This is a genomic window from Microbacterium sp. PRF11 (assembly GCF_031844085.1).
Taxonomy (GTDB): Bacteria; Actinomycetota; Actinomycetes; order Actinomycetales; family Microbacteriaceae; genus Microbacterium.
In genome coordinates this window covers 378,421-400,818 of record NZ_JAUZUP010000003.1, presented here as the reverse complement: position 1 = coordinate 400,818, position 22,398 = coordinate 378,421, and the positions used below count along the sequence as shown (strand labels likewise).

The following is a 22,398-nucleotide window of genomic DNA, read 5'->3' as shown; positions in this document are numbered from 1 at the left end:
ACGGACGACGCCGCTCCGGCGCTCACCGCGCCGGCGCGGTCGGCGTCGCCGTCGGTGTCGGGATCGGGGTCGGCGCGGGCATCGTCGCGGTCGGGGTGGGGGTGGGTGCCGAGACCGCTATCGTCACCGTCACGGTCCCACCCAAGCGGACGGAGGCGCCCGCGGCGGGCTCGACGGCCACCACCGTCCCCGGCGGGTGGGACGAGACGGCCGTGGTCTGCGCCGGGGTGAACCCGGCCGCCCGGAGCGCGGACGCGGCGGCGGCGGCATCCATTCCGCCCACCTCGGGCACCGTGTTCGCTCCGGATGCCACGACCAGGCGCACGGAGGAGCCGCGCGGCACCACGCTCCCCGGCGCGGGCTCCGTCGAGAGCACCGTACCGGCGGGCGACGGCGCGTCTCTCTGGGCGATGTCGGCGACTTGCAGTCCCGCCCCCGTCAGCGCGGCGCGGAACGCGTCGAGGGTGTCGAGCGCGGGGACGGCGGTGGTGGTGGCGACCGGCACCGGGGTGGCCGCCGTGGCGAGCGGTTCGGGCACTTCCGTCGCGGTGGGCGAAGGCGGTGCCTCGACGGCCACCGGGGTCGGAGCCGCCCGCCCCGCACCGGCGACCAACGGTACGGCTGCGGCCGCCGCGGCCAGCACCGCGATGAGTGCGACGACGGCGCCCCATCCGGGACCGCGGTGCTCGGTCGCCGCCGGACCCGGCCCGGACGCCGCGGCCGAACGCGACGAGGCGAGGGCGGCCTCGGCGGCCGAGGACAGCGGGGCGACGACGCGGCGCGTCGCGACACCGAGCACGCGCGTCACGCTCGAGCTCTCCTCCACGACGGGCGCGCGGGACGCGGCGACGGCCGCGAGCGTGGCATCGCGCATCGCGGCCGCGTCGGCGAAGCGGGCCGCCGGGTCCTTCAGCAGGGCCCGCACGACGACACGGTCGAGCCCCGCCGGGACGTCGCGTCTTGCCACGGAGGGCACGGGAGGCGGAGCGTGCAGGTGGGCGCGGATCACCGCCGCCCGGTCGGCCCCCGCGTAGGGCGCGCGCCCCGTGAGGGCGAAGTGGAGCAGACCGCCCACCTGATACAGATCTCCCGCCGGGCCCACCGGTCGGCCGCTGAGCTGCTCGGGAGAGGCGAACTCGACGTTGCCGACGACACCCGCCGACGCAGGGGACACGGTGCTGCGCAGCACGTCGTCTCCGTGCGCGGTCGCGCCGGCGGCATCGGCGAGACCGAAGTCGAGCAGCGTGGCGCGCCGGCCCGCGGCAGCGTCGAGGCGCACGAGCACGTTCGCCGGGGACACGTCGCGGTGCACGAGACCGGTGGCGTGCGCCGCGGCGAGGGCGTCGAGGATGTCGCACGCCACGGCCGCGGCATCCGCCGACGACAGCGGACCCTCGACGCGGACCCGCTCCGAGAGGGTGACGCCGTCGACGAGCTCCTGCGCGATCCACGCGATCGGAATGCCGTGCTCCTCGAACGTGCCGGTGTCAAGGACCGCGACGATACCCGGGTGACGCACGCGCGCCGCGCGCTGGGCCTCGACCAGGAACGCCTCGCGAAGCAGGTCGCTCTGCGACAGGTGGGGATGGAGGAGCTTCAGCGCCACGGTCCGGCCGGTCTCCGTGTCGTACGCGCGGAAGACGGATGCCGTTCCCCCGGAGCCGAGCAGACCCTCGACGCGGAACCGCCCGGCGACGAGGCCGCTGGTGTCGACCGCGTCGTCCATCAGCTCGTCCCGCCGGGACGGCGCCGTCGACCGGCGGCGTTCACGCGGGCTGGGCGACCAGGCGCGAGCGGCGGCCCGACGCGGTGCCGATGCTCACGCCCTCAGCCACGTGGGCGTCCTGGAGCACCGTGACGGCGGCACGACCGGCCGCGGCGGCCTCGCCGGCGGACTCGTACCATCGAGCGGCGGTGGCGACCGGGCGGTCTCCGCGCCGGAGGAGCCAGGCGTGCTTCGTCGAGACCGGGCCCCGCACGGTCGACACGCTCATCTCACCCGCCCCCGCCTGCGCGGCGCGGGCGGCGACGAGAGCGGCGGTCGGATCGGCGAAGACCGTCGCGCAGCGGGCGAGCTCGCGATTGTTCGTCGCGAGCAGACGCCACACACCGAACACCCCGAGCGGGGCGGCCAGGGCCGGCGGGGCGGCCTCGGTCAGCGCCAGCTGCGTGACGGCGAGCTCGGGGAGGAGGTACGAGCGGAAGAGCAGCCACGCGCTCAGGCGCGGGTCGCGTGCCGAGCGGAAGGTGTCGAAGATCACGCGGCCGCGGCGCGCACGCGTGTCGGAGAGCATGTCGCTCACGAAAGGCCCCTGTCTGACGGACCTGCGCACCGGGGGTTCGGGTCGACCGGCACTGTTCCGCAGTGATGAAGGTCGCGCCTGCGGGTGACCGCGGCGGGAGCAGGGGGTGAACGCGCGGTTCACCAGCCCGCAACGCTTCCGCGCGCCGGCTTCCGGCGATCGGGATCAGAGCGTGCGGCGGCCCTCGAAGGCGCGGCCGAGGGTCACTTCGTCGGCGTACTCGAGGTCTCCGCCGACCGGGAGACCGGATGCCAGCCGGGTGACGCGGATCTCGAGGGTGTGCAGCAGCCTGCTGAGGTAGGTGGCCGTCGCCTCACCCTCGAGGTTGGGGTTGGTCGCGAGGATGACCTCCTGCACCGTGCCGTCGGCGAGCCGCTGCATGAGCGAGGTGATGCGCAGGTCGTCGGGACCGATGCCGGCGATGGGGCTGATCGCGCCGCCGAGCACGTGGTAGAGGCCGCGGAACTCCCGCGTGCGCTCGATCGCCGCGACATCCTTGGCGTCTTCGACCACGCAGATGAGGGTCGCGTTGCGGCGCGGGTCGCGGCAGATCGAGCAGCGCTCCTGCTCCGACACGTTGCCGCAGATCTCGCAGAACTTCACCTTCTCGCGGATCTCGCCGAGCAGGGTCGACAGCCGGGAGACGTCGAAGGTGGGCGACTGCAGGATGTGGAACGCGATGCGCTGCGCCGACTTCGGCCCGATTCCCGGCAGACGACCGAACTCGTCGATGAGGTCTTGAACGATTCCGTCGTACATCAGGTGAACCTCGTCGGGGGCTCGTAGGGTTCGTCACGCACGTAGGTGGCACCGAGCATCTGGCGCACGACCGCCTCGCCGTAGCGCTGCACACCGCCGCTCAGCGGCGCCATGCGCGGCACGACGACGGGAGGGAGGGGCCCGTCGGCGTCATCGACGGGTGGGATGACGTCGTCGTCGTCGACCTCGTCGGGCGCGGGCACCGAGGGGACGACCTCGCGCGGGGGCAGCACGGCCCCCTCGCGCAGCGGAGGGGATGCGTCGGCCGGCGGCACGTCGTCGGGCTCGTCGTCGACCGCGAGCGCCGTCGTGGCGGGCGCGCGAACGGCTCCGGGCGCGGTGGCGGCGTCGGAGGCGGGGATGGGCGCGACGGCCCACTCGGTCACGCTCGACGCGTACGGCGCCGAGGATCGGCCCCCGGATGCCGTGCCCCCGGGGGCACGCGCGGCGTCGGCCCCCGAAGGACCCGGACCGCGGCCCGCCGCAGGACCGGAAGGGCCGCGCCCAGCGCCCCCGGAGCCTCCCGGGCCGGCGTCGCCGTCGAGGCGCGCGAGGTATTTGACGCGGACGCCGAGCACCGCCTGGATCGCGTGGCGGAGGTCTTCGCTCGGCCCGCCCTCGGGCGTGCGGGTCTTGAACGCCGACAGATCGGGCGCGGTGCGGAACGCGAGGGTGAGCACGTCGTCGTCGAACGCCACCACCGACGACGTCGACACGATGAGCCACGACGAGCGGCTGGCGACCTCGAGCTGGCCGAGGATCTCGGGCCACGCGTCGCGGACGTGGGCGAGCTCGATCGGACCGACGGGCGTGACGGGCGGCGTGGGGGCGGTGGGCTCGAGGGGCGTGGTGTCGGCGTCCGGCGCCGCGGTGTCGGTGACCGGGGCCGAGGCCGCGGTCGCGTCCGGGGTCGCGGTGTCGGCGGCCGGGGCCGCGTCCGGAACGGGGGATGCCGGAGCCGGCGCTGCGTTCTCCGCCGCGCCGTCGGCGGCCGGGGCAGCGGAGGCAGGGGCCGCGTCGGCAACCGGGGAGGCCGGAGCCGGGGTCGCGTCCGGAACCGGGGAGGTCGGAGCCGGCGCTGCGTCCGGAGCCGGGGCCGCGGGGGTTGCCGCAGCCGCCGGGGTCGGCTCGGGAGTCGCGTCGGTATCGTCCGCCGACGCCGATCCGGGGGTCGGGGCCGTGTCGAACGGATGTGCCTCGTCGGCCGGGGTCGAAGCCGGCGTCTCGGCTGTGCTCGGGCGGCGCGGCGCGGCGGCGGGGCCCGGGTCGGCGGGCATCGGCTCGCCGTCGTCGAACGGCGGCGGTGCGTCGTCGTCGGTGAAGGGCGGGGGCGCATCGTCGTCGGACGGGGCGTCGGGCCGGGTCTGCGCAGCGGCCGGGCGGGTCTGCGGGGCGACGGGCGAGGAGGCGGCGGGACCGCGACCGGGGGAAGCCACGGCCGGCGACGAACCCGTCGGCGACGCGACAGCGGGCGAGGTGCGCCCGGGCTCGGCGATCGCCCCCGGAGCAGCGACGGGCGCGGCCACGGCGGGCCCTCCGCCGGGCGAAGCGATGCGCGGCGGCGCAGGAGACGCGACGGCCGGAGACGCCGCGGCCGGAGACGCCGCAGCCGGAGACGCCGCAGCGGGCGATGCCACGGCCGGTGGAGTCGCGCTCGGCGACCCTCCCGGCGACGCGATGCGCGGCGACCCGGGGGACGCGACCGACGGGGTGCGTGCCGGGGCCGCAGCTGCGGGGACCGCGATGTCGGCGGCGGGCGAGGCCGGTCGGCCCGTCGCGGGTGCGACGGCCTGGTCTGCCCCGCGCGAGACGTCGAGCTCGTGCGCGGTGGCGGGCGAGGTGCCATGCGCGACACCGGCGTGGGTGAGCACCCGGGCCACGAGCAGCTCGAGCTGCAGTCGGGGCGAGGTGGCGCCGGTCATCTCGTCGAGTGCGGCGACGACCAGGTCGGCGGTCCGCGACAGGCGCGCGGTACCGAACGCCGTCGCCTGTCGCGCCATGCGCTCGAGCTCGTCGTCGGGGACCCCGCGCAGGACCGCGGACGCTCCGGCACCGGTCGCCGCGACCACGATGAGATCGCGCAATCGTTCGAGCAGGTCGTCGACGAAGCGACGAGGGTCTTGACCGGTCTGCACGACGCGGTCGACGGCGGCGAAGGCTCCCCCGCCGTCGTTCGCGGCGAAGGCGTCGACGACCTCGTCGAGCAGTTCGGAGTGCGTGTAGCCGAGCAGGGCGACCGCACGTTCGTAGCGCACGAGAACGTGACCCGCGCCGTCGGCGTCGGAGCCGGCGATCAGCTGGTCGAGCAGCGAGAGGGTGTCGCGCGGCGAGCCACCACCGGCGCGCACCACGAGCGGCAGCACCCCGGCCTCGACCCCGACGCCCTCGCTCTCGCAGAGCTCTTGGACGTACTCGAGCATGGCCGCGGGCGGGACGAGTCGGAACGGGTAGTGATGGGTGCGCGAGCGGATCGTGCCGAGCACCTTCTCGGGCTCGGTCGTGGCGAAGATGAACTTCACGTGCGCGGGCGGCTCTTCGACGAGCTTCAGCAGGGCGTTGAACCCCTGCTGGGTGACCATGTGGGCCTCGTCGAGGATGAAGATCTTGAAGCGGTCGCGGGCCGGGGCGAAGATGGCGCGCTCGCGCAGGTCGCGCGCGTCGTCGACACCGTTGTGGCTGGCGGCGTCGATCTCGACCACGTCGAGCGAACCGCCGCCGCCACGACCGAGCTCGACGCAGCTGTCGCACACGCCGCACGGGGTATCGGTGGGGCCGGCCGCGCAGTTGAGGCAGCGCGCGAGGATGCGGGCCGAGGTGGTCTTACCGCAGCCGCGCGGACCGGAGAACAGGTAGGCGTGGCCCACGCGATCGCTGCGCAGCGCGGTCATCAACGGCTCGGTCACCTGCGACTGCCCGATCATCTCGCCGAACGCCTCGGGGCGGTATCGGCGGTACAGGGCTGTCGTCACCCGAACAGCCTACGGCGTCCCTCCGACATCGCCTCCGCCGGCCCCGGTCACCGGCCGGCGCCCACCCTCACGGGAGGAGAATCCGCGACGGGAGGACGCCGCATCCCCGACGCATCCTCCCCCCACCGACTCCCCTCCCCCACCGCACCACGGACCCTGGCTCGCGCCGCCCGCTGGTGCGCGAGACGCCGCCTCCGCCGGGCCGCGCCCACCCTCACGGGAGGAGAATCCGCGACGGGAGGACGCCGCACCCCCGACGCATCCTCCCCCCACCGACTCCCCTCCCCCGCCACAGCGCGCCCCCGCGCCCTCCCCCACCGCACCACGCCCCGGAAACGCCGAACGCGGCGACACCCCGGAGGGTGCCGCCGCGTCCGTGCGGGTCAGAAGCCGCCGTCGAGGCCGACGGCCACGGGGGCGTCGTCGTCGCTGACGAGAGGGATCGCCGTCGTGACGATCGGCACCGAGGCCGACAGCAGCGTGCCGTCCTCGCGGACGGAGCCCTCGAGCTGACGGATCGACGGCCGGCCGGGACGCACCGGTCCCTGACCGTGCAGCGCCACACGCACCGTCTCTCCCGGCGCGACGGTGTAGTCCACGCCGCGCACGGCGAAGGAGACGGGGCCGCCCTCTCCCCCGGCACGCAGGGTCAGCGCGGTCGCGGTCACGGTGATGTCGAGGCGCGTGCCGTGCCAGTGCAGCACGTACGACAGCTCGGGCCAGTCCGCGGGCAGACGCGGGTCGAAGGTGAGCAGACCGAAGTGGTCGCGCATGCCGCCGAAGCCGCTGACGAGCGCCGTCCACACCCCACCGGCGGAGGCGACGTGCACGCCGTCCGAGGCGTTGTGGTGCAGGTCGCCGAGGTCGACGAACGCGGCCTGACGGAAATACTCCAGCGCGAGGTCCTGATACCCCACCTCGGCCGCCAGGATCGACTGCACGACCGCCGACAGCGTCGAGTCGCCCGTGGTCAGCGGGTCGTAGTACTCGAAGTCGGCGAGCTTCTCGGCATCCGTGAAGTGATTTCCCTGGAGGAAGAGGGCGAGCACCACATCGGCCTGCTTGAGCACCTGGTACCGGTAGATCACCAGCGGGTGGAAGTGCAACAGCAGGGGGCGTTGGTCGGGCGGGGTGTTCTCGAGGTCCCAGATCTCGCGCTCGAGGAACACGGCGTCCTGGGGATGGATGCCGAGCGCCTCGCTGAAGGGGATGTGCATGGCCTCGGCCGCCCGGTCCCACCGCTCCGGCTCGGAGGGGTCGAGGTTCATGCGGTCGGCCATCTTGGCGTACGCGTCGGGATCGTTCTCGGCGAGGTCGCGCACGGTGCGCGCTGCGAAGCGGAGGTTGAAGCGCGCCATGACGTTGGTGAAGAGGTTGTCGTTCACGACGGTGGTGTACTCGTCGGGCCCGGTGACGCCGTGGATGTGGAACGAGTCGTGCTCGCCGTCCGGGGCGTCGTCGCTGGAGCGCCAGAACCCGAGCGTCGACCACAGGCGGGCCGTGTCGACGGCGATGTCGACCCCCTCGCGGGCGAGGAACTCCTCGTCGCCGGTGGCTCGCACGTACTTCGCCAGGGCGAAGGAGACGTCGGCGTTGATGTGGTACTGCGCGGTTCCGGCGGCGTAGTAGGCCGATGCCTCCTCACCGTTGATCGTGCGCCACGGGAACAGCGCGCCCGCCTCGTTGAGCTGGTGCGCGCGCTTGCGCGCCGCGGGCAGCATCAGGTACCGCATGCGCAGGGCGTTGCGAGCCCACAGCGGCGAGGTGTACGCCAGGAACGGCAGCACATAGACCTCGGTGTCCCAGAAGTAGTGGCCGCTGTAGCCGGAGCCGGTCACGCCCTTGGCCGGGACGCCCTGACCGTCGGCGCGGGCCGCGGCCTGGGCGAGCTGGAACAGGCACCAGCGGGTGGCCTGCTGCAGGTCGGCCTGGCCGCCGATGCGCACGTCGGAGCGGTCCCAGAAGTCGGCGTACCAGGCGATCTGCTCGTCGATGAGACGCTGCACGCCCTTCTCGCGGGCGCGGTCGAGGGTGCGCCGACAGCGGTCGAGCAGCTCCCCGGTGGGAACGCCGCGCGAGGAGTGGTAGCTGACGAACTTGGTGATGGTCGTCGGCACCCCCGCCTTCGCGTGCACGCGGTAGACGTTCTTGGCGATGTCGGGCTCGACGAGCTGACGCGCCGTGAACTCGTTCTCGGTCTCGACGAGGTGGTCGGCGATGACGGCGAGCGTCATGCCCGACTCGTTCACCTCGTAGCTGAGCGCCGAGCGGTCGCCGTCCTGCCAGTACTCGCGCGGCTGCAGCACGCGGTCGGTGAGCTTCTCGGTCTTGCGCGGGTCGAACCCGGATTGCTTGGATGCCATCGGCGAGCCGCCGTAGATGCCCTCGCCGTCCTGACGGTTCAGCAGCTGGCTGCTCACGGTGACGGGGGCGTCGGCGTCGAGCACGGTGACGGTCAGGCGCAGTACCGCCAGGTGCTTCTCGTCGAAGGACACGAAGCGCTCGTCCTCGATGCGCACGCTCTTGCCCGAGGGGGTGACCCACAGGAGGGTGCGGCGGAGAATCCCCTGGCGCATGTCGAGAACGCGCTCGTACTCGCGCACGTCGGCGACGTCGAGCGAGAGGGGCTCGTCGTCGACGTAGACGCGCATGACCTTGGCATCCGGGGCGTTGATGATCGTCTGGCCGACCTCCGCGAAGCCGTATGCCTGCTCGGCGTGACGGATCGGGAACGTCTCGTGGAACCCGTTGATGAAGGTCCCCTGCTCGAGGGCGAAGCGCCCCTCGATCGAGTTGCCGCGCAGACCCAGGTATCCGTTGCCGACGGCGAAGAGGGTCTCGGTGACCCCCACGTCCTCGAGCGAGAACTCGGTCTCGACGAGGCGCCATTCGTCGACGGGGAAGCGATCGCGATCGATCATTCAGAGCCTTCCGTGGGAAAGGTGCGGGGCCGCGCGAACGCGGCGGATCGGGTTCGTCGCGCGGAGGCGACGGCTCAGTCTACGAATGCGGCGAGGTCGTCGACGACCACCGTCGCCCCGGCGGCAGCGAGGTCGTCGGCTCCGACGCCGCGGTCCACGCCGACCACGACCCCGTAACCGGCCGCGGCGGCCGAGCGCACGCCGCTCAGGGCGTCCTCGACGGCGACCGAGCGCGCGGGGTCGACGCCCAGCATGCGGGCGGCTTCGGCGAACACGTCGGGGGCGGGCTTGGATGCCAGGTGGTCGCGTTCGGCGACGACGCCGTCCATGACGACGGGGAAGCGTTCGCGGATGCCGGCGGCCTCGAGCACCTCGACGGCGTTCTTCGAACTCGACACCACGGCGATGGGCGTTCCCGCCGCCTGCAGCACGTCGAGGAGGGCGACCGACCCGGGGTACGGGGCGATGCCCTCGCGGCGCAGGATCTCGGAGAACACCACGTTCTTGCGGTTGCCGACCCCGCACACGGTGTCTTCGGACGGGTCGTCGGAGGGGTCGCCCCACGGCACCTCGACGTCGCGGCTGCGCAGCAGGCTCGCGACGCCGTCGTAACGCTTCTTGCCGTCGACGTACTCGAAGTAGTCGCGGTCGGTGTAAGCCGGCTCAATCTTCCACGCGGCGAACAGCTCGTCGAACATCGTCTTCCAGGCGCGCATGTGCACCTCGGCTGTGGGCGTGAGCACGCCGTCGAGGTCGAACAGCACGCCGTCGAAGGCGGTGAGGTCGGGCAGGTCGGGGCTGTCGGTCACGGCGGGCTCCAGATCGGGGTGCGGGTCACGCGCCGGTGCGCGGCGTTCTCAGGGTAGTCGTCGGCGACGTGCACCGGAGGGACGAGGGTCGGCGGCCACTCAGGCCGTGACCGAGAGCGTCTGGCGGGCGATCTCGAGCTCCTCGTCGGTGGGGACGACGAGCACCTGCACACGCGAGGCGTCGGTGGAGATGCGCCGGATGCCGCGCTCGCGCGCCGCGTTGCGCTCGCGGTCGATCTCGACGCCCGCGAAGCCGAGGGTGGCCATGGCCTCTTCTCGCACGCGGATCGAGTTCTCCCCCACCCCCGCGGTGAACGAGATGACGTCGACGCCGTCGAGCTGCGCGAGGTAGGCGCCCGCGTAGGCCCGCAGGCGGTGGATGTACACGTCGAAGGCGAGCTGCGCGGCCGGGTCGCCGGCATCCCTTCGCTCTCCGATGTCGCGCATGTCGGACACCCCCGCCAGTCCCAGCAGGCCGGAGCGCTTGTTCAGGAGGGTGTCGAGGTCGGAGATCGACATGTCGGCGCGCCGGGCGAGCTGGAGCAGCACCGCGGGGTCGAGGTCTCCGGAGCGCGTGCCCATCACCAGGCCCTCGAGCGGGGTGAGGCCCATCGAGGTGTCGACCGAACGGCCGCCCTCGATCGCCGCGACCGAGGCGCCGTTGCCGAGATGGAACACGATCTGCTTGAGCTCGCCGACGGGGCGCCCGACGAAGGCGGCGGCGGCCTCGCTGACGAACTTGTGGCTCGTGCCGTGGAAGCCGTAGCGGCGGATGCGGTGGGCCTCGGCGACCTCGCGGTCGATCGCGTACGTGTACGCCTCGGGGGCGAGGGACTGGTGGAAGGCGGTGTCGAAGACGGCGACGTGGGGCACGTCGGGGAACGCCTTCTTGGCCGCCACGATGCCCGCGAGGTTGGCGGGGTTGTGCAGCGGAGCCAGGACCGAGAGCTCGTCGATGTTGATCTCGACGAGGGGCGTCACGACGGTGGGGGCGAAGAAGCGCGCCCCGCCGTGCACGACGCGGTGGCCCACGGCGACGGGCGGGTGCTCGTCGAGCGAGGGACCGTGCGCGGCGAAGGCGTCGAGCATGACGGCGAACCCGGCGGTGTGATCGGGGATCTCGCGTTCGATGGTGTACGTGGCATCCGTCGCGGTCGGCGCAGGACCATCGGGGTCGGCCAGGGCCGTCGCCGCGACGGTGTGCTTCGCGACGCCGATGCCCTCGCCGATGCGCTCGACGAGCCCGGAGGCGAGGACCTCTTCGCGGGTCATGTCGAGCAGCTGGTACTTGAACGACGACGATCCGCTGTTGACGACGAGGACGACGCTCACTGGGTGCCCCCCTGGGCCTGGATCGCGGTGATGGCGATGGTGTTGACGATGTCGTCGACGAGGGCGCCGCGCGACAGATCGTTGATGGGCTTGTTGAGTCCCTGCAGCACGGGGCCGATCGCCACGGCGCCGGCCGAGCGCTGCACGGCCTTGTAGGTGTTATTGCCCGTGTTGAGGTCGGGGAAGACGAACACTGTCGCTCGGCCCGCCACCTCGGAGTCGGGCATCTTCGCGCGGGCGACCGCTGCATCGGCGGCGGCGTCGTACTGGATGGGTCCTTCGACGAGCAGCTCGGGTGCCCGCTCGCGCACGAGCGCGGTGGCGGTGCGCACCTTCTCGACGTCGGCGCCGGTGCCCGACTCCCCCGTCGAGTACGACAGCATCGCCACGCACGGCGCGATGCCGAACTGCTCGGCGGTGGCGGCCGACGACACGGCGATGTCGGCGAGCTGCTCGCTGGTGGGGTCGGGGATGACGGCGCAGTCGCCGTAGACCAGCACGCGATCGGCGAGGGCCATGAGGAACACGCTCGACACGACCGAGACGCCGGGCGCGGTCTTGATGATCTCGAACGCCGGACGGATGGTGTGGGCCGTCGTGTGCGCGGCACCCGAGACCATGCCGTCGGCCAGACCCAGGTGCACCATGAGCGTGCCGAAGTACGACACGTCGGTGACGGTGTCGGCCGCTTGGGCGTGCGTGACGCCCTTGTGCGCACGGAGGCGGGCGTATTCGGTGGCGAACTTGTCGACGTGGACGGCGTCGAAGGGGCTGAGCACCTCGGCATCGCGGATGTCGATGCCGAGCTCGATCGCGCGCCCGCGCACCTCGATCGGTTCGCCGAGGATCGTGAGGTCGGCGATGCCGCGCGAGAGCACGGTTGCCGCGGCCCGCAGGACGCGGTCGTCGTTGCCCTCGGGCAGCACGATGCGCCGCTTGTCGCTGCGCGCGCGGTCGACCAGGCCGTACTCGAACATGAGCGGGGTGACCACGCTCGGGCGGGCCACGCCCAGCTCGCGCGTGAGGAGCTCGGTGTCGACGTGGCGCTCGAACAGCGCGAGAGCGGTGTCGTAGCGGTGCTGCGAGTCGGCGGCGAGCCGGCCTCGCGTGTTCATGATGCGCACGGCGGTGTCGTAGGTGCCGAGGTCGGTCGCGATGATCGGCAGCGGCGAGCCGAGACCGTCGATCAGGCGCACGATCGGGTCGGGGAGCTCGAACCCGCCGTTGAGCACGATCCCCGCGAGGGAGGGGAAGGTGCCCGAGGCGTTGGCCAGCAGGGCGGCGATGAGCACCTCGCTGCGGTCGGCGGGGATGACCACGACCGCGGACTCCTTCAACCGCGGCAGCACGTTGACCATGGACATGCCCGCGACGACCACGTCGAGAACCTCGCGGGTCAGTAGCGCCGGGTCGCCCTTGATCAGCTCGCCCTCGACCGAGCGCAGCACGCCGCGCACCGAGGGCGCGATGAGGAAGCGGTCTTCGGGCAGCGCCCACACGGGGACACTGCGGCGCTCGCCCGGCGTGTCGACCGCCCCAGCGTCGACGACCTGACGAACGGATGCCGTGATCTCGTCGAGGCGGTCGGGATCGGCGCGGTTCGCGATCACGGCGAAGAGCGCGGCCCGCTCGTGCTGCAGCTCGGACACCGCGAGCGAAGCGATCTGCCCCACCTCTTGCGGGGTGCGCGCGACCGACATGCCCAGCGTCTCGCTGTGCCCCTGCTGAGCCCGACCGCCGAGCACGAGGAGCACGGGAGCGCCGAGGTTGGCCGCGATGCGGGCGTTGTAGCCCAGCTCGGCGGGGCTCCCGACGTCGGTGTAGTCGCTGCCGATGATGACGACCGCGTCGCACTGCGCCTCGACGGCCTTGTAGCGCTCGACGATGCGGGCGAGAGCCGCGTCGGCGTCGTCGCGCACGTCGTCGTACGTGACGCCGACGCAGTCGTCGTAGTCGAGGTCGACGCTGTCGTGGTCGAGCAGCATCTCGAGCACGTAGTCGCGTTCGGCCGTCGAGCGCGCGATGGGGCGGAACACCCCCGCGCGCGGCGTGACGCGGCTGAGCGCGTCGAGGACTCCCAGGGCCACGGAGGACTTGCCCGAATGACCTTCGGCCGACGTGATGTAGATGCTCTGCGTCACGCGACCAGCCTATTGCGGGGCCCCGACACCGCTCCGGGGTTGCTTCGGCGTCGAGTGATCAGGACGAGCGCGTCTAGGCTCGCGACCGTGAGCGCAACGACACCCGGCACCACCGTCCCCGACCACCGCGGCCGCACCGGTCTGCACCTCACCGGGCGCGACCTCGACCGCAACCCGCGCGTCGAGGTGACCGGCGTCGAGCTGCTCGCCGCCGGGTGGCACGTGCTGCGGGCGACGACGTTCCGCTATCGCGGCGACGACGGCGAGTGGGTCACACAGACGCGAGAGACCTACGACCGCGGCAACGGCGCGACGATCCTGCTCTACGACGCCACGCGTCGGACGGTGCTGCTCACGCGGCAGTTCCGCTACCCGGTGTACGTCAACGACCACCCCGACGGCATGCTCATCGAGACCGCGGCGGGATTGCTCGACGACGACGACCCGCTCACCGCGATCCGTCGCGAGGCCGAGGAGGAGACCGGCGTGCGCGTCGACGAGGTGCAGCACGTGTTCGACGTCTACATGAGCCCCGGCTCGGTGACCGAGCGCCTGCACTTCTTCGCCGCCGGCTACGACGGGGCGAACCGCGAGGGCGACCGCGGCGGCCTGATCGAGGAGGGCGAGGAGATCGAGATCCTCGAGTACGACATCGACGAGGCGCTGTCGATGATCCGCGCCGGCTCCATCCAGGATGCCAAGACCATCATGCTGCTGCAGTGGGCGGTGCTCGACGGGCCCTTCGCCCGCCGCTGAGGGGCGGGATCGTGGCATCCGGAGCCGTTTCCGGGCAAAGAAAAGACCCTCCGCGCACCCGGTAGAGCCTGGTTACCCTTGCTACGTTTCCGTCCTGGGGGAGTTGGCCTGGATGCCGCCACGCGGAGAGCCGAGTACAGCCTACCCGACGCCCGGTCGGGCTCCGACCCCTCTCATTCCTGCAGGGCGAGAGCCGCAGCCCCCAGCAGCGGTCCGTCGCCGTCGAGACCGGAGCCGACGATGCGGCAGCGGCGCGCGTAGGCGTGCACCGAGGCGGCCTCCGCGGCGACGCGCACCTGATCGATGTAGTCGGGCGAGACCTGCGAGAAGCCCCCGGCGATGGCCACGGCCTCGAGGTCGCACAGTGTGGCGGCGGCGGCGATGGCCTGGCCGACCGCGGCCGCCGATCGGCTCACGGCGGCGATCGCCGTGGCATCCCCTGCCGCGTGGGCGGCGGCCAGATCGAGACCGGTCTCGCCCTCCCACCCCTGCGCCCGGGCCCAGGTCACGGTGCCGGGGCCGGCGGCGACCGCCTCGAGCGTCGCCTCGACGGCCCGGCCGTCCTCGATCGTGCGGACGAACGTCTGTCCCAGGTGGCCGGCGTTGCCGCTCGCCCCGCTCACGGGTCGACCTCCCAGCACGAGACCGCCGCCCACGCCGGTCGACACGACGATCGCCATCGCGTCGTCGCAGCCGACGAGGGCTCCGCGCCAGTGCTCGGCGAGGGCGATGCAGGTGCCGTCGAGAGCGAGGTGGATCGGCCCGTCGACCAGCCCGCCGAGCACGTCGTCGATCGGCAGTCCCGCCGCCAGGGGGAGGTTCAGCGGCGAGACCGAGCGCGAGCGCAGATCGACCGGGCCCGCACTGCCGACGCCGATCGCGGTGACGGTGGCGCCCGGTACCGCGGCGAGCGCGGCCTCGGCGGCCTCGCGGATGTGCCGGGCGATGGTGTCGCGGTCGTTCCCGCGCCCCGTGGGACGTCGGGTCACGCTCGCGCGGACCACCTGGCCGTCCGTGGAGACCAGGGCCGCGTCGACCTTCGTCCCGCCGATGTCGACGGCGAGCACGTGGGCGGGGGCGGACAGGGACGGGCTGGCATTCGACATACGCGGGCTCCTCGGGTGGACCGACGCTCCCCGATCCTAGGGGCCGGTGCATCGCCCGTGTGACGCCTGTGCGCCGGTGCAATCCCGCCCTCCGCCGCATCCCCGCGGGTTACGATCAGGTCACGGCGGCGGCGAGGACGCGCCCCCGCTTCCACGACACGAGGGATGCCATGGACGAGACGGCCACGCCCGAGGCGGCGACGCGCCTGCGACGCAGCGACACCGCCCCCGCCCGCCCCGGCCTCGACACCCCGCTCGATGCGGAGGCGTTCGCCGAGCTCACCGGCCGCATCGTGGCCTCGGTCTCGCGCGTGATCGACGGCAAACCCGACGCCGTGCGCAGCGCCCTGATCGCCCTCCTCGCCGAGGGGCACCTGCTCATCGAGGACGTCCCCGGCGTGGGCAAGACCATGCTCGCGCGGGCGCTGGCGGCCACCGTCGACGCCGATGTGCGCCGCATCCAGTTCACCCCCGACCTCCTGCCCGGCGACATCACCGGGGTGGCGGTGTTCAATCCGGTGCAGCGGCAGTTCGAATTCACCCCGGGCGCGGTGTTCGCGAACATCGTCATCGCCGACGAGATCAACCGCTCCTCCCCCAAGACGCAGTCGTCGCTGCTGGAGGCGATGGAGGAGCGACAGGTCACCGTCGACGGGCGGACGCACGTGCTCCCCTCGCCGTTCCTCGTGGTCGCGACCCAGAACCCGCTCGAGATGGAGGGCACGTACGCCCTCCCCGAAGCCCAGCGCGACCGCTTCCTGCTGCGCGTGTCGATGGGGTACCCGGATGCCGCGGCCGAGGCGCTCATGCTCCGCCAGCGCGACACGGTGAACCCGCTCGACGGTCTCAGCCCCGTCGTGACGGCTCGGCAGGTGACCGCGATGATCGCCTGGGCGCGCAGCGTGCACATCGCCCCGGCCCTCGAGGAGTACGTCGTGGCGCTCGCGCAGGCGACTCGCAGTCATCCCGACATCCGACTCGGGGCCAGCCCGCGAGCGACCCTGCAGCTCGTCCGAGCGGCGAAGGTGCGCGCCGCCCTCGACGCCCGCGCCTACGTCATCCCCGACGACATCACCGCGCTGCTGTCGCCGGTGTTCGCCCACCGCCTCATCGCGAACCGTTCCGCGGCCGGTGGCCGTGCAGGTGCCGTCGTCGTGGCCGATGCGCTCGAGCGCATCGCCGCGAGCGTGCGGGTGCCGCTCGCGTCCCGCACGTGAAAGCCGGGGTGCGCCGCTGGTGGCCGTTGACCGTCCGCGGCACCGGGGCCGCTCTTCTCGCGATCGCGGCCTTCGTGATCGCGCAGCGGGCGGGGATCCCCGAGCTTCTCTACTTCGCGACGCTGCTCGCGGCGCTCCTCGTGGCCGCCGCCGTCGCACTGCTGGCCGCGCGCGGTGACGGAGAGGTGTCGCGCGTGATCACGCCCGAGGTGCCCGAGGTGGGCGGCACCGCGACGATCGTCGTGCGAGCGCGGTTGCGCACCGCGCTCCCGAGCGGCCCCGGCCGATGGCGGGACGCCCTCCCCGCGGGGCTGTCGGGGCGCGCCGAGGGCTCGTCGCCCGCGACGGGGTCGACGCTGGCCGGCGCCGGCGGACGGATCGAGGTGCGCTACGACGTCGTCGGCGCGAAGCGCGGCATCCATTCGGTCGGTCCGCTGGAGGTCACCACGACCGATCCTTTCGGGATGCTGCGGCGCCGGCTCGCTCTCGGGCGGTCGACGCCGGTGACCGTCGCTCCCGCGATCGTGGACCTCGCTCCCCTCCCCTCCGCGTCGGGAGAGGCCGGCGGCACCCGGCAGTCCACGACGTTGCAGGTGGGGCAGGGCGCCGACAACCTCGTCGCCCGCCCGTACGCGCCGGGCGACTCGATGCGGCGCATCCACTGGCGCGCCACCGCGCACCGCGACACGCTCATGGTGCGCCAGGAGGAGCAGGAGTCGAGCCCCGCCGCCACCGTCGTGCTCGACCGCACCGGGTCGCGGTGGGGTGCGCTGTCGGCCCACGCGCCCGGCAGCGATCCGGCGTTCGAGACGGCCGTCACCGCGTGCGTCTCGATCGTCGCGCGGCTCGTGCACGAGGGCTACACCGTCGACGTCGTCGACAGCGACGGCGCTCTGCTCACCGAACCCGTCGACGGCGGTGACGACGTCGAGGCGCGCCGCCTGGCCGCGGGCTTCGCGTCGTTGCGCGCACGGGCGGACGATCCCGCGCGCCGCGTCGTGCCGGCTGCCGCGGCCGCCCTCGCCGGCCCGGTCGTCGTGATCACGGGCGCCCTGTCGCCCGAGGACCGGTCGACCCTGGGCGGCGTCGCCCACCACTCGGCGATGCCGGTGCTCATCTCGGTGACCGACGGCGCGGATCTCGACCGTCTGCGGCAGGGTGGCTGGCGGGCGGTGGCCCTCGCGCCCGGCGCCGACGTCGCCCGCGCCTGGGACGACGCGATGGAACAGGGGTACGCCCGTGTCGGCTGACGTCACGGTGCTGCGCACCCCCCGCCGTCGCCGCGACGCGTCGCTGCTGACCCTCGGGCTGTTCGCCGCCATCGCGGCGGCCATGCTCCCCGTCTTCTCCGTCATCGCGCCCGGTCCGTGGGTCGCCGGGGCAGTGCTCGTCACGGCGGGTTCGCTGGGCGCCGGGCTCGTCGTGCGTCTGTCGCGCCTGCCGGCGGTGCTCGCGAGCGTCGCCGAGATCGCGGTGTGGATCGTGCTGCTCACGGCGATCTTCGGCGGCGGTACGGCACTGCTGGGGCTGATCCCCACGCCCGCGACGTTCGCGTCGGTGCCGGGTCTCCTGGCCGGGGCGTCGGAGGAGATCCGTGACGGCGTGGCGCCGGTCGCCGCGGAGACCGGCCTGTCGTTCCTGCTGGTGGGAGCGATCGGCGCTCTCGCGATCGTCCTCGACCACGTCGTGCTGACGGCCCGGATGCCGCTGCTGGCGGGCGTCGGCCTGGTCGCCGTCTCGCTCATCCCCACGATCGCCATCCCCTCCGACGTCGATGTCGCGGGCTTCGTCCTGCTCGCCGCGGCATTGCTGTTCCTGCTGCGCATCGACACCCGCTCGCGCACCACCGCGCGGGAGCAATCGGGAGCGCCGAGGCTGTTCGGCGTGTCGGCGACGGCGCTCGGAGTGGCGGCGGTGGCGGTCATCGTCGCCGTGGTCGCCACACCGCTGCTGCCGCAGCCGGGTATCCGCTTCGCCACGGGCGGCGCCGGCGGGATCGGCACGACCATCAATCCCAACCTCGAGCTCGGCAACGACCTGCGCCAGCCGCGCGACGTCGACGTGCTGACGGTCACCACGACCGCGCCGAGCGCGCCGTACCTGCGCGCCGTGACCCTCTCGAGCTTCGACGGATCGGTCTGGCAGCCCGACAGCTCCGACACCGTGCCCGTCCCCGGGGACGGGGCGGTGTTCGACCGGGTCGGCGTCGACGGCGACATCACGCTCGCCGATCAGACCACCACCGTCACCGTCGACCAGCTCGACAGCCCGTGGCTCCCCGTCCCGTATCCCGCCTCCGCGGTCACGGGCCTCACGGGCGAGTGGCTCGGGATGCCGCAGAACCGCACCGTGGTCACGCGCGCCGGCTCGACCCGCGACCAGGTGTACCAGGTGCAGGCGAACGTGCCCCGCCCCACGCTCGAGCAGATCCGCTCGCGGGCGGCGGGCGGCGCAGGCGTGGATTCCTCGCTCACGGCGCTGCCCGCCGACGTGCCCGCCGTCATCGGCGACACCGCGCGCGAGGTGACCGCGAACGCCACGAACCCCTACGACCAGCTCGCGGCGCTGCAGACGTGGTTCCGTTCCAGCGCTTTCCGTTACTCCCTCGATGCCCCCGTCGACGCCGGTTTCGACGGCGCGGGCCTGGATGCCGTGGCGGATTTCCTGCAGGTGCGCGCCGGCTACTGCGTGCACTACGCCTCGGCGTTCGCGGTCATGGCGCGCACGCTCGGCATCCCCTCCCGGATCGTGATCGGGTACCTCCCCGGCACGGCATCCCGCATCGCCCAGCAGGGCGGAACCGAGTACACGGTGTCGTCGAGCCAGCTGCACGCGTGGCCGGAGGCCTACTTCGAGGGCATCGGATGGGTGCCGTTCGAGCCGACGAACAGCCTCGGAGTGCCGACGAACTTCGCCTCGGGATCGACCTCCGGTGGCGGCACCGAGCCGAGCACCCCGCAGCAGGATGCCGCCTCCCCCGACGCGCAGCCCTCGACGGCGCCCTCGCAGGCAGATCGCGGCGACGTGGACGCGCAGGAGGGCACCGTGACCGCCCCCGGCGCGCGTCCGGCCACATCGTGGGTCCTGCCGCTGGTGCTCGTCCTGGCGCTCCTGCTGCTGGCGGCGGTGCCCGCGGTCGTCCGTGTCGTCCAGCGGCGCCGGCGTCTGTCGGCGGCGCGCGCGGGCGACCCGGTCGCGGCGTGGACGGCTCTGCAGGAGGAGGTTGTGGATCTCGGCATCCCGGCCCCGGGCGCCGAGTCGCCGCGGGCGTTCGCCGCGCGGCTCGTGGCGGAGCACGGCGCCGACGCGGACGACGTCGGGCTGCTGCGCGAAGCCGTCGAGCGGGCGAGCTACGCGGAGCTCGCCGTCGATCCCGCGCGGGGCCCGGCCCTCGTCGCCGCGCTGCAGCGGGTGACCGGCGCGATCGCGACGCGGACGACGACGGCGCGTCGGATCAGGGCGCGGGTGCTGCCCCGGTCGCTCGTCGTGCGCCCCGGTGCCGTCGACGTCGCCGACGAGCGGGAGCCGGTGTCCTGACGCGGAAGAGCGCCACCCCGGAACCGGGGTGACGCTCTTCTGGTGGCGGAAGTGACAGGATTTGAACCTGCGAGGCGAGTTACCCCGCCTACATGGATTCCAGCCATGCTCCTTAGGCCGCTCGGACACACTTCCAAGGGACGATCCTACACGGCCCTCGCGTCGTGATCGAACCGCGCCCGTCGTCGGGGCTCGCTCAGAGCACGCTCTTGGGCAGACGGTGGAGCGTGACCGCCCCGACGGCCCGGAACGGGTGAAGGGGGTCGGGCGCCTCGGAACCCGTCGGGCCGCCCAGCTCGCTGTGCACGAGAGCGCTCATGACGGCGTAGGCGTCCATCCTGTCCCAGCCGCGCTGGTCGACGAGATGGTCGAAGACGTCCTCGTAGCCGCGGCGGATGCTCTCCTGAACGGGGTCGCCCAGGCCGACGAAGATCCACTCCTCGTCGGTCTCGACACGGGGCGCCCGGAGCCCGGCATCCGGGATGAGATCGATCGAGACGACGGCGACGCCCGCCGCCTCGATCGCGACGAAAGACGATTCCCCGCGGGCCATCACGGCATGGATGTCGCCGATCGACAGCAGGGCGCCCTCGACCTCGACGGGCAGGTACACCGTGGCGCCGGGGGCGACGTCGGTGAGGTCCATGTTGCCGCCGAGTGCGGTGGTGGGCATGACGGTGGAGTTCGTCCCCGTCGCGGGGGCGGTGCCGATGCAGCCGATCATGGGCCGTGCGGGCACCACGTGACGCTCGGTGAGGTGCACCCCCGCGGCGTCGATCGGGATACGCCGGCTGACGACGTGATCGGGCATGCGGTGCTGCAGCGCCCCGGCGCCGGGGAGGCTCTGCGACCACCCGTACCCGCCGAGGCGGATCTCGTGCACGTGGACCGCGAGTGCGTCTCCGGGCTTCGCGCCTTCGACGAACACGGGACCGGTCACCGGGTTGATCGGAGCCCGCAGGGCGCCGAGGTCGCCGTGCTCGTGCAGCTCGGCGTAGACCGCGTCGTCGGTCTCGAAGGCGATCGTCTCGCCGGTCCCGGGGCGGACGCGCAGCACCGGCGGAACCGAGGCATCGTAGCCGGGGCGACCGTGCTCCTTGCCGAGCCGGTGCTCGACGGTCATCGGGGGGCCACTTCTCCGCCGCCCTCGCCGGCGGTCGCCGTGGCATGCTCGGGCAGGGGGCCGGTCGCTCCCCCGTTCTTGCGGGCGAAGACGGCGTAGACGATGCCGCCGAGAACGAGCCACAGGATGCCGCCGACCTTGGCCGTGATGTCGGCATTGAGCAGCACGTAGCCGATGATGAGGAACCCGATGACGGGGACGACCAGGTGCAGCAGGTAGTTCTTCGACTTCCTCTTGCCGAGGTAGTACACCGCGACCGACACGTGCAGGAGCAGGAAGCCGAGCAGCGCGCCGAAGTTCACCAGCGACGAGATCACCGCGATCTGACCGACGAAGAACAGCACGAGCACGAGCGAGATCGCGCTGACGAGCAGGATCGCCGCCATCGGCACCTGGCGGGCGGTGACCGTGGACAGGAAGGCGGGCAGGCGGCGGTCGCGGCTCATCGAGTAGAGCAGACGCGAGGTCGCCGCCTGGGCCGCCACGGCGTTGGCGATGCCCACCGCGATGACGTTCACCGCGAGGAAGGCGGTCGCCCACCCGCTGCCGGCGGCCTTCGCCACGAGGACGAAGAAGGCGTTGTTGACCTCGTCGTCGCCGAAGGCGATCGTGCCGTTGGCGAGGGCGCTGGCGAACCAGGTCTGCGTGATGAAGAGCACCGCGACCACGAGCAGAGCGATGATCATCGCGCGGCCGCCGGACTTCCGGTCGCCCGTGGACTCCTCGGCCATCGTCGAGATGCCGTCGAAACCGAGGAAGCTCAGCACCGCGATCGACAGCGCGGTGGCGATGAGCGCGGGGTTGACCTTCTCGGCGTCCCACAGCGGGGCCATCGTGAACTGCGCTCCCGGGATCGTGCCGGACGACAGGGCGACCATGGCGATGACGACGAAGATCACCACGAAGGCGAGCTGAATGGCGAGCATGACGCGGTTCGCGATCTTGATCGAGCCGATACCGAGCACGTTGATGACGGTGTTGATGATCACGAACGCCACGGCCCAGATCCACTGCGGCACATCGGGGAAGATCCCCGCCATCGACGACGCGGCGAAGACGTAGAGCAGGGTCGGCACGAGTAGGTAGTCGAGCAGGATCGCCCAGCCTGCGAAGAAGCCCACGGTGGGATGGATGCCGCGACCGACGTACGAGAAGACGGAACCGGCGATGGGGAACGCCTTCGACATCTGCGCGTACGCCAGGGCGGTGAAGATCATCGCGACGACGCCGGTGAGGTAGACCAGCGGCACCATGCCGCTCGCGGCGTTGTAGACGACGCCGAAGATGGCCCAGGGGGCGATCGGCACCATGAAGACCAGGCCGTACACGACGAGGTCGAGAGTGGACATGGAGCGCTTGAGCTCCTGCTTGTAGCCGAAGGCCTCCAGCGATTGCTGGGCCTCGGGGGCGGGGTGCGACATCGGG

Annotated in this window: 15 protein-coding genes, 1 tRNA gene and 1 other RNA gene; 4 read left to right on the top strand and 13 right to left on the bottom strand. The window is 72.8% G+C overall.

The window, feature by feature from the left end; genetic code table 11:
• Positions 1 to 22: 22 nt before the first annotated feature.
• The 8 genes from Q9R20_RS10730 to pta form a co-directional block, all read right to left on the bottom strand.
• Entirely contained in the window at positions 23 to 1,726 is a 1,704-nt protein-coding gene (locus tag Q9R20_RS10730) for a protein kinase domain-containing protein (protein ID WP_311249333.1), read from the bottom strand.
• A gap of 40 nt (positions 1,727 to 1,766) precedes the next feature.
• Positions 1,767 to 2,303 carry a hypothetical protein gene (locus Q9R20_RS10725; RefSeq protein WP_311249332.1) on the bottom strand — a complete coding sequence of 179 codons (537 nt, stop codon included), beginning with the start codon at positions 2,301 to 2,303 and terminating at the stop codon, positions 1,767 to 1,769.
• A 165-nt stretch (positions 2,304 to 2,468) separates the two neighbouring features.
• The gene (gene recR, locus Q9R20_RS10720) at positions 2,469 to 3,062 is read right to left on the bottom strand and encodes a recombination mediator RecR (RefSeq protein ID WP_295836954.1); all 594 of its coding nucleotides are present in this window, start codon (positions 3,060 to 3,062) and stop codon (positions 2,469 to 2,471) included.
• A complete protein-coding gene (locus Q9R20_RS10715; protein WP_311249331.1) occupies positions 3,062 to 6,031 on the bottom strand; it encodes a DNA polymerase III subunit gamma and tau in 2,970 nt (989 codons plus the stop codon). Before Q9R20_RS10715 ends, recR begins: the two co-directional genes overlap by 1 nt.
• A gap of 383 nt (positions 6,032 to 6,414) precedes the next feature.
• Positions 6,415 to 8,952, bottom strand: a complete 2,538-nt coding sequence (locus Q9R20_RS10710; RefSeq protein ID WP_311249330.1) for a glycosyl hydrolase family 65 protein — start codon at positions 8,950 to 8,952, stop codon at positions 6,415 to 6,417.
• 74 nt (positions 8,953 to 9,026) lie between these two features.
• A complete protein-coding gene (locus Q9R20_RS10705) occupies positions 9,027 to 9,761 on the bottom strand; it encodes a beta-phosphoglucomutase family hydrolase (protein WP_311249329.1) in 735 nt (244 codons plus the stop codon).
• 99 nt (positions 9,762 to 9,860) lie between these two features.
• Positions 9,861 to 11,093 (bottom strand): acetate kinase, encoded by a 1,233-nt coding sequence (locus Q9R20_RS10700; RefSeq protein WP_311249328.1) that lies wholly within the window; start codon positions 11,091 to 11,093, stop codon positions 9,861 to 9,863.
• Positions 11,090 to 13,234, bottom strand: coding sequence for a phosphate acetyltransferase (pta, locus tag Q9R20_RS10695; protein WP_311249327.1), 2,145 nt, complete (start codon positions 13,232 to 13,234; stop codon positions 11,090 to 11,092). The genes Q9R20_RS10700 and pta overlap by 4 nt, the downstream gene beginning before the upstream one ends.
• 87 nt (positions 13,235 to 13,321) lie before the next feature.
• On the opposite strand from pta, the gene Q9R20_RS10690 reads away from it, so the two are divergent.
• Positions 13,322 to 13,990, top strand: a complete 669-nt coding sequence (locus Q9R20_RS10690; RefSeq protein ID WP_311249326.1) for an NUDIX domain-containing protein — start codon at positions 13,322 to 13,324, stop codon at positions 13,988 to 13,990.
• Between the two features lie 38 nt (positions 13,991 to 14,028).
• Here the strand turns inward: Q9R20_RS10690 and ffs are convergent.
• Both ffs and Q9R20_RS10680 read right to left on the bottom strand, forming a co-directional pair.
• Positions 14,029 to 14,125: signal recognition particle sRNA small type (gene ffs, locus Q9R20_RS10685), an RNA gene on the bottom strand.
• A gap of 38 nt (positions 14,126 to 14,163) precedes the next feature.
• Positions 14,164 to 15,096 carry an ROK family protein gene (locus Q9R20_RS10680; RefSeq protein ID WP_311249325.1) on the bottom strand — a complete coding sequence of 311 codons (933 nt, stop codon included), beginning with the start codon at positions 15,094 to 15,096 and terminating at the stop codon, positions 14,164 to 14,166.
• Positions 15,097 to 15,266: 170 nt separating this feature from the next.
• On the opposite strand from Q9R20_RS10680, the gene Q9R20_RS10675 reads away from it, so the two are divergent.
• The 3 genes from Q9R20_RS10675 to Q9R20_RS10665 are packed head-to-tail and all read left to right on the top strand — an operon-like array spanning position 15,267 to position 19,850.
• Positions 15,267 to 16,313 carry a MoxR family ATPase gene (locus Q9R20_RS10675; RefSeq protein WP_311249324.1) on the top strand — a complete coding sequence of 349 codons (1,047 nt, stop codon included), beginning with the start codon at positions 15,267 to 15,269 and terminating at the stop codon, positions 16,311 to 16,313.
• Positions 16,310 to 17,563 (top strand): DUF58 domain-containing protein, encoded by a 1,254-nt coding sequence (locus Q9R20_RS10670; protein ID WP_311249323.1) that lies wholly within the window; start codon positions 16,310 to 16,312, stop codon positions 17,561 to 17,563. The genes Q9R20_RS10675 and Q9R20_RS10670 overlap by 4 nt, the downstream gene beginning before the upstream one ends.
• Positions 17,553 to 19,850, top strand: coding sequence for a DUF3488 and transglutaminase-like domain-containing protein (locus tag Q9R20_RS10665; RefSeq protein WP_311249322.1), 2,298 nt, complete (start codon positions 17,553 to 17,555; stop codon positions 19,848 to 19,850). Before Q9R20_RS10670 ends, Q9R20_RS10665 begins: the two co-directional genes overlap by 11 nt.
• A gap of 43 nt (positions 19,851 to 19,893) precedes the next feature.
• Here Q9R20_RS10665 and Q9R20_RS10660 read toward each other — a convergent pair.
• From Q9R20_RS10660 to Q9R20_RS10650, 3 genes are all read right to left on the bottom strand, one after another.
• A tRNA-Ser gene (locus tag Q9R20_RS10660) sits at positions 19,894 to 19,985 on the bottom strand.
• 61 nt (positions 19,986 to 20,046) lie between these two features.
• A complete protein-coding gene (locus Q9R20_RS10655) occupies positions 20,047 to 20,973 on the bottom strand; it encodes an acetamidase/formamidase family protein (RefSeq protein WP_311249321.1) in 927 nt (308 codons plus the stop codon).
• The gene (locus Q9R20_RS10650) at positions 20,970 to 22,394 is read right to left on the bottom strand and encodes an APC family permease (protein ID WP_311249320.1); all 1,425 of its coding nucleotides are present in this window, start codon (positions 22,392 to 22,394) and stop codon (positions 20,970 to 20,972) included. The genes Q9R20_RS10655 and Q9R20_RS10650 overlap by 4 nt, the downstream gene beginning before the upstream one ends.
• Positions 22,395 to 22,398: the final 4 nt, after the last annotated feature.

Coding starts and splice junctions, on each gene's coding strand:
- Q9R20_RS10730 (WP_311249333.1), bottom strand. CDS start 1,726: ATGGACGACGCGGTCGACACCAGCGGCCTCGTCGCCGGGCGGTTCCGC.
- Q9R20_RS10710 (WP_311249330.1), bottom strand. CDS start 8,952: ATGATCGATCGCGATCGCTTCCCCGTCGACGAATGGCGCCTCGTCGAG.
- Q9R20_RS10680 (WP_311249325.1), bottom strand. CDS start 15,096: ATGTCGAATGCCAGCCCGTCCCTGTCCGCCCCCGCCCACGTGCTCGCC.
- Q9R20_RS10675 (WP_311249324.1), top strand. CDS start 15,267: ATGGACGAGACGGCCACGCCCGAGGCGGCGACGCGCCTGCGACGCAGC.
- Q9R20_RS10650 (WP_311249320.1), bottom strand. CDS start 22,394: ATGTCGCACCCCGCCCCCGAGGCCCAGCAATCGCTGGAGGCCTTCGGC.
- recR (WP_295836954.1), bottom strand. CDS start 3,062: ATGTACGACGGAATCGTTCAAGACCTCATCGACGAGTTCGGTCGTCTG.
- Q9R20_RS10655 (WP_311249321.1), bottom strand. CDS start 20,973: ATGACCGTCGAGCACCGGCTCGGCAAGGAGCACGGTCGCCCCGGCTAC.